Annotated in this window: 12 protein-coding genes; 9 read left to right on the top strand and 3 right to left on the bottom strand. The window is 58.3% G+C overall.

Annotation, left to right across the window (positions count from 1 at the left end; genetic code table 11):
• Nucleotides 1-20: 20 nt before the first annotated feature.
• Both HMPREF2978_RS09605 and HMPREF2978_RS09600 read left to right on the top strand, forming a co-directional pair.
• The gene (locus HMPREF2978_RS09605; RefSeq protein ID WP_143342285.1) at nt 21-743 is read left to right on the top strand and encodes a helix-turn-helix domain-containing protein; all 723 of its coding nucleotides are present in this window, start codon (nt 21-23) and stop codon (nt 741-743) included.
• Complete coding sequence (locus HMPREF2978_RS09600) at nt 743-1,477, top strand: Fic family protein (protein WP_070745239.1); 735 nt, start codon at nt 743-745, stop codon at nt 1,475-1,477. The genes HMPREF2978_RS09605 and HMPREF2978_RS09600 overlap by 1 nt, the downstream gene beginning before the upstream one ends.
• A 416-nt stretch (nt 1,478-1,893) precedes the next feature.
• Here HMPREF2978_RS09600 and HMPREF2978_RS09595 read toward each other — a convergent pair whose 3' ends face one another.
• Nucleotides 1,894-2,502, bottom strand: a complete 609-nt coding sequence (locus HMPREF2978_RS09595; RefSeq protein ID WP_070745236.1) for a CueP family metal-binding protein — start codon at nt 2,500-2,502, stop codon at nt 1,894-1,896.
• Between the two features lie 115 nt (nt 2,503-2,617).
• On the opposite strand from HMPREF2978_RS09595, the gene HMPREF2978_RS09590 reads away from it, so the two are divergent.
• The 7 genes from HMPREF2978_RS09590 to leuS all read left to right on the top strand — a co-directional run bounded on the left by HMPREF2978_RS09590 (nt 2,618) and on the right by leuS (nt 14,519).
• A complete protein-coding gene (locus HMPREF2978_RS09590) occupies nt 2,618-3,001 on the top strand; it encodes a zinc ribbon domain-containing protein YjdM (protein ID WP_070745233.1) in 384 nt (127 codons plus the stop codon).
• Between the two features lie 91 nt (nt 3,002-3,092).
• The gene (locus HMPREF2978_RS09585; protein WP_070745230.1) at nt 3,093-4,664 is read left to right on the top strand and encodes a type I restriction-modification system subunit M; all 1,572 of its coding nucleotides are present in this window, start codon (nt 3,093-3,095) and stop codon (nt 4,662-4,664) included.
• A 1-nt stretch (nt 4,665) separates the two neighbouring features.
• On the top strand, nt 4,666-5,862 hold the full coding sequence (locus HMPREF2978_RS09580; RefSeq protein ID WP_083316524.1) for a restriction endonuclease subunit S: 1,197 nt from the start codon (nt 4,666-4,668) through the stop codon (nt 5,860-5,862).
• Nucleotides 5,862-6,803, top strand: coding sequence for a restriction endonuclease (locus HMPREF2978_RS09575; RefSeq protein ID WP_070745226.1), 942 nt, complete (start codon nt 5,862-5,864; stop codon nt 6,801-6,803). Before HMPREF2978_RS09580 ends, HMPREF2978_RS09575 begins: the two co-directional genes overlap by 1 nt.
• Before the next feature lie 110 nt (nt 6,804-6,913).
• The gene (locus HMPREF2978_RS09570) at nt 6,914-7,390 is read left to right on the top strand and encodes an excisionase family DNA-binding protein (protein ID WP_246818762.1); all 477 of its coding nucleotides are present in this window, start codon (nt 6,914-6,916) and stop codon (nt 7,388-7,390) included.
• Between the two features lie 482 nt (nt 7,391-7,872).
• Complete coding sequence (locus tag HMPREF2978_RS09565; protein ID WP_246818761.1) at nt 7,873-11,586, top strand: type I restriction endonuclease subunit R; 3,714 nt, start codon at nt 7,873-7,875, stop codon at nt 11,584-11,586.
• Between the two features lie 83 nt (nt 11,587-11,669).
• Complete coding sequence (gene leuS, locus HMPREF2978_RS09560; RefSeq protein WP_070745219.1) at nt 11,670-14,519, top strand: leucine--tRNA ligase; 2,850 nt, start codon at nt 11,670-11,672, stop codon at nt 14,517-14,519.
• Between the two features lie 168 nt (nt 14,520-14,687).
• Here the strand turns inward: leuS and HMPREF2978_RS09555 are convergent, their stop codons facing one another.
• Nucleotides 14,688-14,981, bottom strand: coding sequence for a type I restriction-modification enzyme R subunit C-terminal domain-containing protein (locus HMPREF2978_RS09555; RefSeq protein WP_246818760.1), 294 nt, complete (start codon nt 14,979-14,981; stop codon nt 14,688-14,690).
• 441 nt (nt 14,982-15,422) lie between these two features.
• Nucleotides 15,423-17,165: an ATP-binding protein gene (locus HMPREF2978_RS09550; protein WP_070745444.1), complete on the bottom strand. Its 1,743-nt coding sequence runs from the start codon at nt 17,163-17,165 to the stop codon at nt 15,423-15,425.
• Nucleotides 17,166-17,344: the final 179 nt, after the last annotated feature.

The raw sequence follows: 17,344 nt of genomic DNA, 5'->3' as shown, positions 1-17,344 counted from the left end.
CAGCTGGCTATAGTGGGGCTATGGACCCATTACAACTCCTCAAGAAAAGCCCGCTGAGCCTTAGCGAAATCTCGCGGCGCTCGGGAGTGTCACGAAATACGCTCAATCTGTGGTTGCGTGGGGCAGCTCAACCGAGTTTGGCCGGGTTGGCCAAGGTAATGCGCGTGCTCGGATACGAGGTTTCCGTACAGGTACACCGCATGAGCGATGCCGCCGCCGCGACAGCCGCCCGAGTTCTCCTGGGGGAGCTCAGCAGCGAAGAACCAGACGTTAAAGCCTGGATTGACCGCTTTGTGCAGTGGGGTGACGCTGCGGCCGTCGGTGGCAGCTACCAGGCTCTCATGGAACGGGCCGCGTGGGCCTCCAACCCATATGGCCGCCACGGGGCTCTCCACTTCTTACCGTCAAATCCCATAACGATTGCCTCGGCGGTTGATGCGAGCGGGCAGCCGTGGGCGATGTCGGGTGCTTTTGCAGCTCAACGCAGATCGAAGCAAAGCGCTGGTAGAGCAGAAAAGCCTCACTCGACGTTGATTTGGTGCACAAATCCAGCAGACATCGTGCCCTCGTTGCCCACTCGGATTCGTGCGAGTGCTGAGCCCGTATCCGGAGGAATCACCCTCGTGCCTGTCGCTGGTGAAGAGCTCACCGGCGCAACTAATGAAGCCGGAATACACTACGTATCACCGCATCAGCTTGCCATTGATGTGTGCGCAGAAAACTATGTGGGAGGGCATAGGTGATGAGAAGAGCGACGAGCCGAGTGAGCTGGGAGCACCATGAGCGACCTCTCATTGCGGAGTTGGGGACCAAGCGTGCGCTGTTTCGACTAACCAAGCAACTTCCTGACTTGGTGTGGAATGCCGCCGCGCTGGAAGGAAACACGTTCACTCTCCCGGAAGTCCGCACTCTGCTCGATGGCGTCACTGTGGGTGGGAAGGCACTTGCTGAGCAGCAACAGATCTTGGACTTGTCAGAAGCGTTCAACCTGCTCCATGAGCTGGTCATCCAACAAGAATTTGCGGTGGACAAAGCCACCAGTGACGCGCTTCATGCTGTCCTTGCAAGGAACGAGGCTCTCGATGCCGGCCTTTTCCGTGGTGAAGGCCACGTGGAGGGAGACGGCGGTGGCGTGCGGCTCATGGACGGCGGGTTCATCCCCTTCGACCCTGCTGAAGAGTTGGGCGAAGCCCATGCTGATCTGTTGGCTTCCCTTCAGGGAAGTGGTGACCCCGTCGAGCAAGCGTTGGCCTATTTCTGTTCTGCAACACGCAGCCAGTTCTATTTCGATGGGAATAAGCGGACCGCCAGGCTAGTGGCGTCCGGCCTCTTGCTGAGTCATGGATACAGCGCATTGAATACCCCTCACGCGCGGCGGCTGGAGTTCAACCTTGCCCTCGATGAACTGTTCCGATCCGATGACGCTACGACCTTGATGGACTTCCTGGATGACTGCCTAGAGGAGTCCTCCCAGTAGGCGCAGTAGGCCCTCCGCTTCCGAAGCGGAGGGCCTACGTGGGGGCTGAATGCTCAGCGCATCCTTTAGTGCATAGTGCTGTAGTGCTTAGCGGAACATCTTCTGCAGAGCGGAGAAGTCAGCCTTGACCACGCCGACAGACTGCAGGAATGCGGCGATGGCGCCGAGCAGGGCAGCCACAACGCCTGCGCCCAAGAAGCCGGCGCCGACGGGGTGGCGTGGCTAAAAGGAACAGAGTTGACGACACCAGCGGACTTGTTGTGGTCAATTGCCTGCTCGGAGATTTCTTCAGGGAGTGGCCGTATGGGGACTTGCCCAGAACACTGTTGACGTCGGCAAGCACTGCGTGGACACCATAAAACGACAAACGGTGAACCCCAGGAGGTGGGATTCACCGTGGTGAGTGAGTGGGCAGATTATGCCATCTGCAGCGTGGTCACGCAGGTACCGCCTTCGTCAGAGGTATCCAGGGGAACCTCGCCGGTCTTGCCGTCCTGCTCGATGGTGATGGTGCCCTTCTTGTCGGCCGGCAGCCAGTAGCCAATGAAGCCGTTGTCGAACGTCGTGGTGTCTTCGTTGACTAGCTCATTTCCTTTGTCATCCGTGATGGTGACGTGGATGTCTTCCTGGCTGAGCTCACCGGTGCAGGTGGTCAGGGAGTGGTTGAAGCAGTCGTGCGTACGGGAGAGGTACGGCGCAATAGAGAGGTAGAACTTGTCCTCCGGCAGCGGCAGGGAGGCCTGACCCTGTTCAGTAGCGAGGATGAGCTCGTTCGGGCGCACGGATGCGAGGAGATCGCTATTGCGCTCGTCCTTGGACTGGCGGTCCAGCTTGTCCACGATTTCCTGGCCATCCAACCCTTCGAGATCGAACCCGGCCTGGATCTCCTCGGCGGAGACCTGCTGGACCTCGGTGGTGGCAGCGGCGCTCTTCGAGGCTTCACTCGGTACGGGGCTGTCAGTAGAGCAAGAGGACAGGGTGATGGCTGCGGCGCAGGCAGTGGTGAGGGCGATGAGGCGTTTCATAAGTCTTCCGAATGGGTCCGATTGTGTTTACTCAAGCCTATACCCCACCCGGGTATCTATCAATGGAATGAGAGAAGGATCATCTTTTCGTGCTACGCAGGTTAAACTCTCCCCTATGTCTGATACTTCGGCCGCAACTCTGCCGCCCTGCCCCGAATGCTCCTCTGAGTACACCTACGAAATGCCGCCGCTTATCGTCTGCCCGGAGTGCGCGCACGAGTTCTCCACCGACGCTGTTGCCAGCGACTCGGCCGCAGAGGCAGCCGCCCTCACCATCGTGGATTCAGTGGGCAACGCGCTTGCCGACGGCGACACGGTCACCATCACCAAAACCCTCAAGGTCAAGGGCGCGCAGCAGCCGCTAAAAGCTGGCACCAAGGTGCGCGGCATCCGCCTGAACGTCGACGCCGGCACCGGCCAAGAGGACCACAACATTGATTGCAAGATTGATGGATTTGGCGAGATGAAGCTCAAGCCTGCCGTGGTGAAGAAGGTTTAGTACTAAAACCTGCGTGGGCAGATCTGGAGGTACTACCCCTACCGCGAGCTAATAACCAGCATGACTCCCCACGACAGTTACGCTGAATTACATGATTACCGGCGCCCTCAAAAACAACGTCGACCGCATCTGGGACACCTTCTGGTCTGGCGGCATTTCCAACCCAGTCTCTGTCATCGAGCAGTTCACCTACCTGCTCTTCATCAAGGATTTGGACGAGCGTCAGGTCCAGATTGATAAGCGCCGAGCGTTAGGAGATCCCACCGCGACGGAAGACATCTTTGACGCCAGCCAACAGGACCTGCGGTGGCGCAACCTCATCGAAGACCGTGACATTGCTCGCCGCAAGGCCACCATCATCACCAAGGTCTTCCCCTTCATCAAGGAGATGGGCGGCACGGGCTTCCAAGGGCACATGGCCAACGCCTCCTTTGAGATCGAATCTGAGGCCACGCTTTCGCGCGTTATGGAGCTCATTGACCAGTTGCACTTTCCGAACAAGGACATGAAGGGCGACTTGTATGAGTACATGCTGGACAAGCTGTCCACCTCGGGCACGAATGGCCAGTTCCGCACACCCAGCCACATCATCGAGCTCCTCGTCGCGCTCATGGAGCCGACGCCGGAACAGCGGATTATTGACCCAGCTTGCGGAACGGCTGGCTTCCTGGTGGCTGCCAATGATTGGATTGGCCACCATCACCGTGAGGACCTCTACAACAAGGACACGCGCACAACGTTCATCACAGAGGGCTTGACGGGCTTCGACTTTGACAAAACCATGGTGCGCATCGCGGCTATGAACATGTTCATGCACGGTTTTGAAGAGCCCAACATCTCGCACCACGACTCCTTGCAGAAGCTCCCCACAACATTTGGGGATTTCGACCTAGTCCTGGCCAACCCGCCTTTCGCGGGCAGCCTGGATAAGGACTCCATTGATCCCAAGCTCAAGTCCGTGACCACAGCCAAGAAGACGGAGCTCCTGTTTGTCCACCGCTTCCTGCAGCTGCTCAAGCCGGGTGGCCGCGCCGCAGTGATTGTCCCCGAAGGCGTCCTTTTCGGCTCCACCAAGGCGCACAAGGCCCTTCGCAAAACCTTGGTTGAGGATCAGCGCCTGGATGCTGTCATCAAACTTCCCTCCGGCGTATTCAAGCCCTACTCGGGCGTGTCCACCGCGGTCCTATGCTTCACCCGGACGGATTCCGGCGGCACCGACGAGGTGTGGTTCTATGACGTCACCGCGGATGGCTACTCCCTGGATGACAAGCGCACTCCGCTTCTCGAGCGCCCCTTGCTCGGCCCCTCCCCTACCTCCCACATCCAGGACTTAAGCGATCCCGCGCGTGCCGACGACCCCACTCCCGTCACCCTCACCGACGAGCAGCTGAAGCTCAACAACCTTCCAGACGTTGTTGCCCGTTGGCACTCCCGCACCACCGCCGAGCGTGAGCGCGCCCGCACGGACTACTCCTTCACGGTGCCGAAAGACGAGATCGCCCAAGCCGACTACGACCTCTCCATGAACCGCTACAAGGAGATCGTCCTCGAAGCACAAGAAACCCGAGACCCCATGGACATTGTCGCCGAAATCGAAGAACTCGACCGCGACATCACTCAAGGCCTTGCGAACCTCAAAGCCATGCTCAGCAAGGAGAAATAACATGGCAAGCAATGCAAAGCATGATTGGCCGATGGTGCGGTTGGGGGATGTGTGTGAGGTCGTTTCAGGCGGCACGCCGAAGACGAGTGTTGAGGAGTATTGGGGCGGTGAGATCCCATGGGTGACTCCTGCCGATCTGAGCAAGCTCAAGGGACTCGAAATATCTTCTGGGGAACGAGCTATTACTCAAAGAGGTGTTGACAAAAGCTCTGCCGTGCTTCTTCCTGCAGGCAGTGTAGTGCTTTCGAGCCGTGCACCAATTGGTTATGTCGCAATCGCACAAGTGCCCATGACTACGAATCAGGGTTGCAAAAGCTTCATTCCTTCCTCCGAAATAGATGCACGCTACCTAGCCCACTATTTGCTATCGCAGAAAGATGCCCTTCAGTCGCTGGGTACAGGTGCGACATTCAAGGAACTCTCAAAATCAAGGGCCGCGGACATCCGAATACCCCTCCCTCCCCTCGACGAGCAGCGCCGCATCGCGGCGATTTTGGATGAGGTCGGCCGGCTAACCTCAATACAGATTAAGAAAGTCGAAGGCCTTGAAGCTCTAAAGCGGGTTGTCGTTGAAGAGTTTCTAAAGGCAAGGGGGGATCAAGAAGTTGAGCTTGGTACCATCTCCGAAATTCAATCTGGAATTACAAAGGGTAGAAAGGTTTCGAAAGAGAGTACAACCTCGATAGTGCCGTACCTTTCGGTTTCCAATGTTAAGGATGGATTCCTCCAGCTGCATCCGATTAAGGAAATCAACGCGACAAATGACGAGATATCGCGATACCAGTTGCAACGGGGCGACATCGTTCTAACAGAAGGCGGGGATCCCGACAAGCTGGGGAGAGGAACAGTGTGGAATAACGAGATCCCGGTTTGCATCCATCAAAACCACATTTTTCGCGTCCGCATTCTGAAAGGCGCGACTGTAATGACGCCTGAAGTGTTGGCTGCGATACTTAGTAGTTCGAGGCCTAAGAAGCATTTCTTGAGGTCAGCGAAACAAACAACTGGAATTGCTTCGATAAATAAGTCGCAACTTTCTCGAACACCGATCCCAAATCTGACGCGAGATGAAGTAAAAGCCTTATCGCTTCAAATTGAGCTATTGAAGTCAGAACAAGAAAGAGCTGAAACTCAGCGTTCCTCTCTTGAGAAGCTTCGACAGTCCCTATCCACCCGCGCATTCCAAGGAGAGCTCTAATGGCTGTCAAAAGATGGGAAGCCTACTTGGTATCGGTGTTGGAGGCTCTTAACGCAAATGGAGCTGAGCTCCGACGTAGGGAGCTCATCGAGATAGCTGCGTCCTATGCGGGCATTACTGACGAAGAGAGGCTTGAGACCATTGCGTCGGGGCAGTCGCGTTTTGAAAACCGTATTGGGTGGGCGTTGACATTCCTCAAGAAGGCAAATGCCATTACCTCGCCTACGCGGGCGCGCTTTCAAATTACAGACTTTGGTCGTGATCTGTTGGCACGTTATCCGGAAGGGATGACGGAGAAACAGCTGTTGGGAGAGATTGCGGGCACGGAAGCGGCACTTACATGGCGGGGCCGGAATCGGGGAAGTAAGGCTGGGGACGAGGTAAGCGCTGATAAGCAAACCGCCCTTCCAGAATCCGAGAGCGAGCTGGATCCGGTAGAGCAGGTGGAAACCGGTGTGTCTCGCAACAATGAGTTTGTGGCTGGTGAGCTGCTGACTCGGTTGCACGACAATGAGCCGGCGTTCTTTGAACAGGCAGTATTGGACCTGCTCATGGCCATGGGTTATGGCGGTACGCAGGGCAAGGCTACACGCACGCAGTTATCCAACGATGGTGGAATCGACGGGATTATTGACCAGGATGCGCTGGGCTTGTCGCGGATTTACGTGCAGGCTAAGCGATATGCGTTGGATAAGAGCATCGGCCGACCGGCTATTCAGGGATTCGTGGGTGCGCTGCAGGGTGCGCAGGCGGATCGAGGGGTGTTCCTGACTACAGCGACGTTTTCAGATAAGGCGCAGGAGTATGCGGATGCGGTGTCGTCACGCGTCGTTTTAATCGACGGGGACAGGTTGGCGAAACTGATGATCCGCTATGGCGTGGGGGTGCAGGTCAAGAGGACCGTGGCCCTAGTCGAGGTGGATGAGGATTACTTTGAGTAGTTCGGCGCTGTGTTTTCCCTTTCGAATATTTCGAATTGCTCTATGATGGCCTCATGAATGAAGTACGGAATCGCCCTCACACGACTCTCCCGCCGCAAGACCTAGAAGCAATGCTCGACGTGAGCAGGTTCCTGGACCAACTGGAGGGACCTGCTGCGCTTGTGGGGCCTGACGGACAGACGGTAAATCTGCCCGAAGAAGCATTTAGCGTGCTGGCAGACGTTGTCCGGGCGATGAGACAAGGAAAGGCCATTACCCTTGCGCCCGTAGACCAGTTGCTCACGACGCAGGAAGCAGCAGATTTTCTGGGCATTAGTAGGCCGACTTTGGTGAAAAAGCTCGAAGATGGATCGATAGAGTTTGAGCGCACTACCGGTGGAAGGCATAGGAGAGTTCGGCTCGTTGACGTGCTGCAGTACCGGGATGGGCAGCGGGCTGAACGTCGTAAAGCGCTGCGAGAGCTCGTGTCTGAGGCGCAGCGCTCTGGCGGCTATGACGCGGGTACAGATGATGTAGATGCTGAGGATATTGCATTGGCCCTCAAGGACGCTCGCAAGGAAGCGGCAAAGAAAGCGCGGCGTGGCTAGGATTTCGGCTCTTTTGGCTGCGTGCACACTGATCCCAAAGGGGCCGGGAAAGCCGTCACACTCGGTCTTCCCGACCCAGAAGCGAAACAACGTCAGTCTTAGAAGGTAGATAGTTTGTGGTGTCCGGCTCTACATCCGTAGTGGTCAGCGGGGAGTAAGGCTCTGGGTCGTGGCTCAAGATCCCGGCAGCTACTAGTTGCTGCACGCGGCTATCTGGAGATGAAACGGGAACTATCCGAGCAATGGGTTGAGTCCGGTCAGTGTTGGTCACAGTCTCTCCGGTAATTGGTGGGCTTTGGGACAGCTCGCAGTTGAACAACGGGATAGTGATGATTTTAGTGGCGTGTGAGGAAAGAACAAGGGGGGAATCGGAGCGTTTGGCCAGGGAACGCAGTGATGGTGGTAGCTAGGCCTAGGGCGGTGACTTAGAATTACTGGAATCAAGACGTATCCGATGTGAAATTTTGTCCCTGGAGAACTCTATGGTGACCACTACTCCCCCGACTGCCGGGCGCAACACTGTGCCAGGTGGGCCTACACGCAGCAATTTCGGTTTCGTGCGCTACGTCTGGCCCACGGCGTATGAGGAGTGCCTGAAGGTAGAGCGCTTCGTGGACGCGGATCCGGTGATTTCCTGCTTCTATGCGCGCAAGGTGTTAGAGCGGGTGGTGAACCACATCTGGGCGTTCCGGAGCTTGGGCGATACTCGGTATCTCAGCTTGGCGGAGATGACCAGGGACCGTGGTTTCGTCAAGTGTGTGGGCAACGACACCATGCTGCGCAAGATGACCATCTTGCGCAAGAGCGGCAACGATGCCGCGCATGCAGACGACATGGAGGGCAAGCAAGCGCCGGCCACCCCGCAGAAGGCGCGCACGGTAACAGCGCACCTGTATGACCTTATGGTGTGGGCGGTCCGGCACCACTCGGCGAATCCAGTCGCCGCGCCGGGCCCTCAGGCGGCTTTTGATACTAACTTGTTGGGCCAGGCCGCAGCTGACTCTTCAGGCATTCACGTTGCCGGGCGCTCCCAAGCGCAGACCGCCGCGTACCTCAAAAAGCTGGCGCAGCAGGATGAGGAGCTAAAGAAAAGCCGGTTGCTGCTCGATGAGGCACAGGAAGCTGCGCGTGAAGCGGAGGAGAAGCGTCTTCGTGAGGCGGCCCAGTTCGAGCTCAAGCGGCGGAGCACGGAGATTAAGGCGAAGGCGGAGATCGCCGATGCCCAGGAGCAAGCCGAAGCGGAGCGCGAAGCTGCACGGCAGGTGAAAGACGAACTTGCTGCCAAGATTGAGGCCCTTCAGGAGCAGTTGGCTGAGCAGCAAGCAGCCGCGGCAGAGCGCGCTGGGGTGGCAACACCGTCGGCTGCGCCTTTGGCGATCAGTGAGGCCGAGACCCGCCGACAGCTCATTGCCCCGATGCTCGAAGCGGCAGGGTTTAGTGATGATTCAATCACTCGAGAGCTCGAGCTGCGCGGCATGCCCAATCCTTCCGGCGTTGGATTCGCAGATTATGTCTTGTGGGATGATGACCGCACACCGCTGGCCGTTATCGAAGCGAAGAAATCGATGGAGTCTATGAGCGTGGGCTCCCAACAGGTGAAGCTGTACGCGGACTGCATCGAGCGCGAATACGGAATACGGCCTGTCATGTTGTGCACTAATGGTTATCACATCGACCTGATCGATGATGCGGCCAACCTTCCTGGTTCTGGTGCGGGCTATCCCGCCCGCGAGGTGGAGGGCTTCCCCACCGCGCAGCAATTGCGCCGCATGATTGGCCGGCGCACCATGCGCACCCTGTTGAGCGAGACGCCGGTAGACACGGACATTGCTGGCGGCGGCGCCCGTGCGTACCAACTCGAGGCCATCCGTGCGGTGACGGAGACGTTGGAGGCGCGGAGGCGTCGCCAAGCATTGCTGGTTATGGCGACGGGAACTGGTAAGACCCGCGTGGCTGTAGCCACCGCCAAGCTGCTGCGCCAGGCCGGCTGGGTGGGCAAGGTGCTGTTCTTGGCAGACCGCACTGCTTTGGTCAATCAGGCGCATAAAGCCTTTGTGAGCATGTACGCCGAGTCCACGCCCGTAAACCTCATCAAGAATCCTGAGCAGGTGGGTGATGTGTATGTCACCACCTACAACACGATGATGAATCTCATCGGGGATGACGGTGACAAGCCGGCGAGGTTCGGGCCTTTCGACTTTGACCTCATCATCGTGGACGAGGCCCACCGCTCCGTGTACAACCGCTTCAAGCGGATCTTGGAGTACTTCGATGCCTACGTAGTGGGGTTGACGGCGACGCCGAAGAGCGAGATTGACCATGACACCTATGCACTCTTTGAGATGGAGGATAAGACTCCGGCCTTTGAGTACGGACTTGATGAGGCCGTAGCCGACGGTAACCTCGTGCCCTTCAAGACGGCTCGGCAGGACTCGCTCTTCCTGCGCCGGGGCATGGCCTATGACGAGCTTTCCCCGGAGGAACAGCTGGCGTGGGACACGTCCGACTGGGGTACCGATGAGGACGGCGGGCGCTTGGATCCGCCTGGTCAGGTTTCTTCGGCGGAGATTAACCGTTACCTGTTCAACAAGGACACCATACGCAAGGTGCTGAAAACCGTGGTGGAGAACGGGATCCGCGTGGGCGGCGACCAACTGGGCAAGACCATCATCTTCGCCCGGACTCAACGTCACGCGGAGCTCATCAAGCAAGTCTTTGACGCTACGTTCCCGGAGTATTCGCGTACTGGAGCCTCCGTGATTACCACGCACACGAAGTATGCGCAGTCGGCATTGGACGACTTCGCAGATCCGGACGGGGACGTCAACATCGCGATTTCGGTGGACATGCTTGACACCGGCGTGGACGTGCCCGAGGTGGTCAACCTTGTGTTCTTCAAGCCTGTCTACTCCCCCACCAAGTTCTGGCAGATGGTGGGCCGAGGGACGCGACTGCGCCCGGACCTCTTCGGCCCGGGGATGGACAAGACGCACTTCCTCATCTTCGACTTCTGCGGCAACGTGGACGAGTTCTTTAAGGGTGAAGCCCGTGAATCGGCTACTGGCCGCCCACGGTCGCTGTCGGAAAAGCTCTTTGATGCCCGCGTGGGGTTGCTTGCTCAGTTGGATAAGCACGCTAAGGCCCCAGAGATGCGCGCCGAGCTTGCTGATTCCCTTCACGGCTCGGCGGCGTCTATACCGCTAGGCCACATCATGGTCCGCCCCAGCGACAAGGAAACCTTGCTGCGATACCGCGAACGCTCTGCGTGGGATGAGTTAAGTGAGGAGAAAGCTGAGCAGCTGCGCCGCCATATTGCGCACTTGCCGCTGGACACGATGAAGGACTCTGAGACAGCTAAGCGCTTTGACCTGGTGATTTTGAAGCTCCAGGTGGGGCTGCTCGACCACAGCCCGGAGTTCGCGGCACTGCGCGAACGAGTCGAGAGGATGGCGAATGACCTCATGGCCGTGAGTTCCACCATCCCCATGGTGGCCGAACGGCGGTCCTTCCTCGAGCGCGCGCTCGATCCGGAGTGGTGGAATAACGTGACGGTCGAGGACCTCGAGACCATCCGCATCGGCATGCGTTCGCTCATTCAGTTTGTGCCCAAGGGAAAGCGCAACGCCGTCACCCTCGACATCCAGGATGAGATGGGTGAGCTCACGATTGATGACGAGATGCCGGCGCGGCTGCCCGGCACCGGTTCCTACCCCACCCAACTGGAGCAACGCCTGCGCGAATTGCTGCAGGAGCATGCCAACGACCTGGCGATGATCAAATTGCGCAGTGCACGGACGCTTAACGGAGAGGACGTCGCAGCGCTGGAGGCGATGGTAGCCCAGGCAGGCGGGGGAAGTGGGGGCTCCACGGAAAACGTTGATAAGCTGCGGGAACGCATGGGTGGAGACAGTATTCCTGCCTTCATCCGCCGCTTGGTGGGCCTTGACGAGGCGGCAGTCCGGGAGCAGTTTGCAGACCTGCTCAGTAATACGTCTTTCAATGCTGCCCAAATACGCTTTATCAAGATGCTGGTAGATGTGCTGGTTCACAACGGTGGTGTGGCCTACGAGGAGATCTTCCAGCCGCCCTTTGATGAAGAGGGTTCCGTCATCGACATTTTTCACAACAAAACCGACGTCATTGTCGATCTACGCAAGCGCCTTGAACGGATTGAAGCGACGGCGCAGGCTACCTAGTTACTACCATGCCTCAGAACAGGAATACGGTCCGGCTGGGTCTAACTGGGGAGATGTCCGTGCGGTGACTACACTGTCTAACCATGACTAACCCGAGCGATAACACCACCCACCGCTACACGCCGGAGCTCGCCGCGCAGATTGAAAGTGCCTGGCAGCAGTACTGGAAGAACAACGGTACGTTCAACGCGCCGAACCCAGTTGGGCCGCTCGCGGAGGAGGGTAAGGAACTTCCCGCGGAGAAGATGAACATTCAGGACATGTTCCCCTACCCCTCCGGCGCGGGCCTTCACGTAGGCCACCCGCTGGGTTATATCGCCACGGATACTTATGCCCGCTTTAACCGCATGCTGGGCAAGAACGTCCTGCACACGCTGGGTTATGACGCCTTTGGCCTGCCGGCTGAGCAGTACGCCATCCAGACTGGTACGCACCCGCGCACCACCACGGAGGCGAATATCAACAATATGCGCCGCCAGCTGGGCATGCTGGGGCTGGGCCACGATCCGCGCCGCTCGGTGGCTTCGACTGACCCGGAGTTTTATAAGTGGACGCAGTGGATTTTCCTGCAGATTTATAACTCCTGGTTTGATGAGGAGCAGCAGAAGGCACGCCCGATTTCTGAGCTCATCAAGGAACTTGAGGTGGGCAAGCGCACCACCAAGGATGGTCGCTACTACGCGGATCTGACCAAGGAAGAGCAGCGCCAGGCACTCGATGAATTCCGTCTGGTCTATCTGTCTAACTCCACCGTGAACTGGTGCCCGGGCCTGGGCACGGTGCTGGCCAACGAGGAGGTCACCGCGGAGGGCAAGTCCGAGCGCGGTAACTTCCCGGTCTTCCGCAAGAACCTGCGCCAGTGGATGATGCGCATTACCGCTTACTCGGACCGCCTGCTCGATGACCTGGAGCTTCTGGATTGGCCGGAGAAGGTCAAGTCCATGCAGCGTAACTGGATTGGCCGCTCCCGTGGTGCAGAGGTCAGCTTCCATGCCGAGGGCTACAACATCGACGTCTTCACCACCCGCCCGGATACCCTCTTCGGCGCCGAGTACGTGGTGCTGGCCCCGGAGCACGAGCTTGTCGACGCCCTCCTCTCCCCCATCCCTTATGACGATGATGTGGATGACCGCTGGACCTTCGGCCACGATGATCCGAAGGAGGCCGTGGAGGCTTACCGTGCATCCATCGCCGCGAAGTCAGACCTGGAGCGCCAGGAGAACAAGGAAAAGACCGGCGTCTTCCTGGGCACTTATGCCACCAACCCGGTCAACGGCAAGAAGGTCCCGATCTTCATCGCGGACTACGTCCTCACCGGCTACGGCACCGGCGCCATCATGGCGGTCCCGGCGCACGATACCCGTGACTACGAGTTCGCCACCGTCTTTGGCCTGCCGATTACTGAGGTGGTCGCTGGCGGCGACATCACCAAGGAGGCCTATACCGAGTCCGGCAAGGCCGTGAACTCCGCCAACGATTCCCTGGATATCAACGGCATGTCCAAGGATGAGGCCATCGCCGCCATCATCCCGTGGCTGGAGGAACAGGGCGTGGGCCGCGAGAAGATCCAGTACAAGCTGCGTGACTGGCTGTTTGCCCGCCAGCGCTACTGGGGCGAGCCCTTCCCCATCGTCTACGACGAAGCCGGTCAGGCCTACCCGCTGCCGGAGTCGATGCTGCCCATCGAGCTGCCGGAGGTAGAAGACTACAAGCCGGTCTCCTTCGACCCGGATGATGCCGATTCCGCCCCGCAGCCGCCGCTGGCCAAAGCCCGCGAGTGGGTTGAGGTGGAGCTGGACCTGGGTCTGGGCGATGGTCCCAAGACCTACTACCGCGATACCAACGTCATGCCGCAGTGGGCAGGTTCTTCCTGGTACCAGCTGCGCTACATCGATCCGCCGAACGATGAGATCTTCTGCGACTTGGAGAACGAGCGCTACTGGACTGGCCCGCGCCCAGAGGAGCACGGTGCTAACGATCCGGGTGGCGTTGACCTCTACGTCGGCGGTGTTGAGCACGCCGTGCTGCACCTGCTCTACGCTCGCTTCTGGCACAAGGTCCTTTTTGACCTGGGCTACGTGAGCTCCAAGGAGCCCTACCGCCGCCTCTACAACCAGGGCTACATCCAGGCCTACGCCTACACCGATTCCCGCGGCGTCTACGTCCCGGCCGCCGAGGTTGAGGAGAAGGATGGCAAGTTCTTCTACAACGGCGAAGAGGTCAACCAGGAGTACGGCAAGATGGGCAAGTCCCTGAAGAACTCCGTCGCCCCGGATGACATTTGCCGCGATTATGGTGCCGATACCCTGCGCGTTTATGAGATGTCGATGGGTCCGCTGGATACCTCCCGCCCGTGGGCAACAAAGGACGTCGTCGGTGCGCAGCGCTTTTTGCAGCGCCTGTGGCGCCTAGCCGTCGACGAGAACTCTGGCGAGCTGTGCACGACGGACGCAGAGCTCTCCGAGGATGACCTGAAGCACCTCAACCGCACCATCGCCGGCGTGCGCGATGATTACGAGAACCTGCGCCTGAACACCGTGGTGGCCAAGCTCATCGAGTACGTGAATTACCTGACCAAGGCCTACCCGAAGGGCGCGCCGCGTGCCGCCGTGGAGCCCTTGGCCCAGCTGGTCTCCCCCGTTGCCCCGCACATCGCGGAGGAGCTGTGGAAGCGCTTCGGTCATGAGGGGACCATCACCTACGAGGCTTTCCCGGAGTTCGACGAGAAGTACCTGGTCGATGACGAGATCGAGGTTCCGGTGCAGATCAACGGCAAGGTCAAGGCACGCGTGATGGTGCCTGCTGACGCCGACCAAGCCACCGTCGTGGGCATCGCCAAGGACGATGAGCGCATCGCTGAGCTGACCGCTGGAAAGAACGTGGTCAAGGAGATCTACGTGCCGGGCCGCATGGTCAACCTCGTTGTGAAGTAACTCGCCCCAAGAAAGCGCCGTTCCTGCGGTTACTCCGGCACCGCCTCTGAGGTGCCTCAGGAACGGCCTTAGGGGCACCTCATCCACGCTGTGTTCAATGCGCGCTCTAGGCGCTCCTTGATGTCATGGATGGTGGCCACGTTGCCGTCAAAGGCGTCGAAGGGGGAACTATAGTTGTCGTAAGGTGCTCTCAAAGAGCTCCGCGACAGTGACGATTCCGTTGTGGACTAACCCGCCGATGATCTGGTTCATGAAGGCCAGCTGCACCGAGTTCAGGCGTGCGCCGTCCATCATGTCCGCAAACGCGGAACGCGCCGCGGATTCGTCCAACCCGATGATGGTGCGGACTAAGCGGGGAAGGCCCACGCCGAGCTGTTCCTCCAGGGCGGGGGAGACCGCGACTAAATTCCCCAGCTCATCGGCTAAATCCATGACCGCGGCCTTGCGCGTGTCACGGTCCATGCCATTAGTAAAAGCTATCTTCTATTAAGTAGCCATATGTAATTTTCGGGGCGGCGCGACTTTTAGGGTTGAAGGCGCAAATGACGGTACGTCCAATTCTGCAGGTGGAATTCATACTCATTCCTTCTTTCAAAATTGCTGGTTGTATGCGGTTGGCGCTCCTTCTTTGAGTCCAAAACATGGACGTGCGCATTCCCTCGAGCGTGAATTTTCAAAAAATCCCTTGCCTGGTTCACCTCTCTTCGGTATCCATTTCCCAGGAAGTTGTTTTTCTGAGGCTTGAGTGTCGTGAAAAACAACTCTGAAACAACTTTGCCAACAACTGTGTCTAGTTTAGAGCTCCCCTTTGTTGTGAAAAAGCAGGTCAGACAGGTTGTTGCTGGTTGTTTGCAGTTGTTTCGAGGTTGTTGTGGGTTGTTTGTCGTTGTCTAAGGTTTTCGCCTACGGGGCGATCCAGCGGGTGTTTGGGCCGCGCTGTGGTCCGGCGGGGTCGATGATGGCGCGGCCGAGAGTGCGCAGGTGGCGCAGGATATTGGTGACTTCAGTTCGGCTGAGTCCGGTGTCTTCAGCAAGTTCGGAAGAACGTAAAGACTCACCGGACTTCAGGCGTTCCTCTATCCACTCCTGGACGCTGACAGTAGATAGATCCCCCGGGGATTCCTTGCCCATTGCCTTACGTGCGAAGTCGCTCAGCACCCATTCTTTGGCATCCCTTACCTTTGTCAACAGGTCCTTTTCCTCGAGGGCCGCCACGAGTTCCTCCATTTCGATGTCGGAAGTTTGAGTCTTTTTCTTTATCTGGTCGGCGGTGATAAGCGGAGCTTCCCACAAGTGCTTCAGTGTGAGGAGGGTATTAAGGTTGCCGATGAGTTGGGATCCCTTGACGTCCGCCAGGCGCTGTAGGCATCGAACGAAATCGACATCTGGCTTTCCTGCGGACATGATGACCTCCACATCAGTGTCGGTGGCATCAACCTGTGGAATCTCACGACCAGTGGACAACATCGCGGCCCACATGCGGTCAAAACCGCGAGAAGACTCCTCCGCGAGGCCAAGCATGCGCATGCTTGCCATCAGACGCGGATTGCGAGGAATGGACTGGGTAGTGAGGAGACGATGGGGTTCCACGCCCACGGGCAGCGGCCCGGGTGAGAATATCTTCAGGGTCCGGGGTGATTGCTCAATGACGATGGGGCGGGAGAGCTGCCAATCGCGGTGAATAACCGCATTGGTGACGGCTTCATCCACGGCCTGCGACGGGAAGCGAGGAATGGCGAATTCTTGACCGTTATCCAGCTGGACGCGTTCGACCTCTTGGTCGCCGCGCTCAGCGATGAGGCGGCGGACTTGGGGGAGTGCCTGGATAAGCGGTGCAGAAATCTCAGTAACTTGCGGGTCGGCGCCCACCATCGGGCGCCACAGGTGGCGGATTATCACCTGGGGAACCTCTGGTGGGAGCAGGAGAATTTCGCCGGCACGCTTGAGCCGGCCAGCCTCGTCGATAAGTCCCAACTCGCGGAGGAGGCCCGTGGTCGTCTCGGGTGCGTGTACGCTTTCGCCCGAGCGGCTGCGCTTTACCTGGAGGAGTCGTCGCGCTTCGTTGAGTGACGCAAGATCGATGTCTTGTGTGGCCTTCTGGGACAGGGAGTTGGAAAAATCGGGGTTGGCGCGGACACGTGAAATAGCGCGACGTAGCTCTTCAGGAACGGGGGTGCAATCTGTTCCCACGCGGCGGGAAGCCTGCCCCTTCTTGCGTCGATAGAAGGACAGGGCTTCCGGGATGCGAACAAGAACAAGGCGGCAGCCGCGGTAGTCGAATTCGGTCGCTTCAACCCGCAGATTGGGCTCTGTTCCGTGGAAAACTTTCTTCTCGATCCTTCCCGGATCCATTGCCGTTCCCGAAAAACCTGCGGGACCGGGTGTTTTATCGGCGACACCGAGGACAATGTGCCCAGAACCGGTGTCGCCGTTAGCAAAGCACACGGACTCGTCGATAAGTTTTTCAATGATGTCGCCGTCCGGATTCCCGCTGCGGCGAGCGCCCACCTGGCGGGCGGCGGGGTCCTCTTTGAATTCGAGGACCTCTGATTCCACCGCGTCGGCCTTCGCCCCGGCCCAGATTGCATCCAGGGCATCGCGGACGTGGGCGGGGAGAAAATCAAGCTCGGGAACTGTTGAGTCCATGTTCTTATTGTACATTTCCCCAGGAAGTTGTTTTTCTGAGGCTTGAGTGTCGCGAAAAACAACTCTTAAACAACTTTGCCAACAACTGTGTCTGGTTTAGCGCTCCCATCGGTTGGAAAAGGGCAGTTCAAAAGGGTTGTTGCTGGTTTTTGTAGTTGTTTCGAGGTTGTTGTGAGTTG

The organism is Corynebacterium sp. HMSC074C01, assembly GCF_001814605.1.
GTDB lineage: Bacteria > Actinomycetota > Actinomycetes > Mycobacteriales > Mycobacteriaceae > Corynebacterium.
This window is presented reverse-complemented; position numbering and strand designations above follow the sequence as displayed.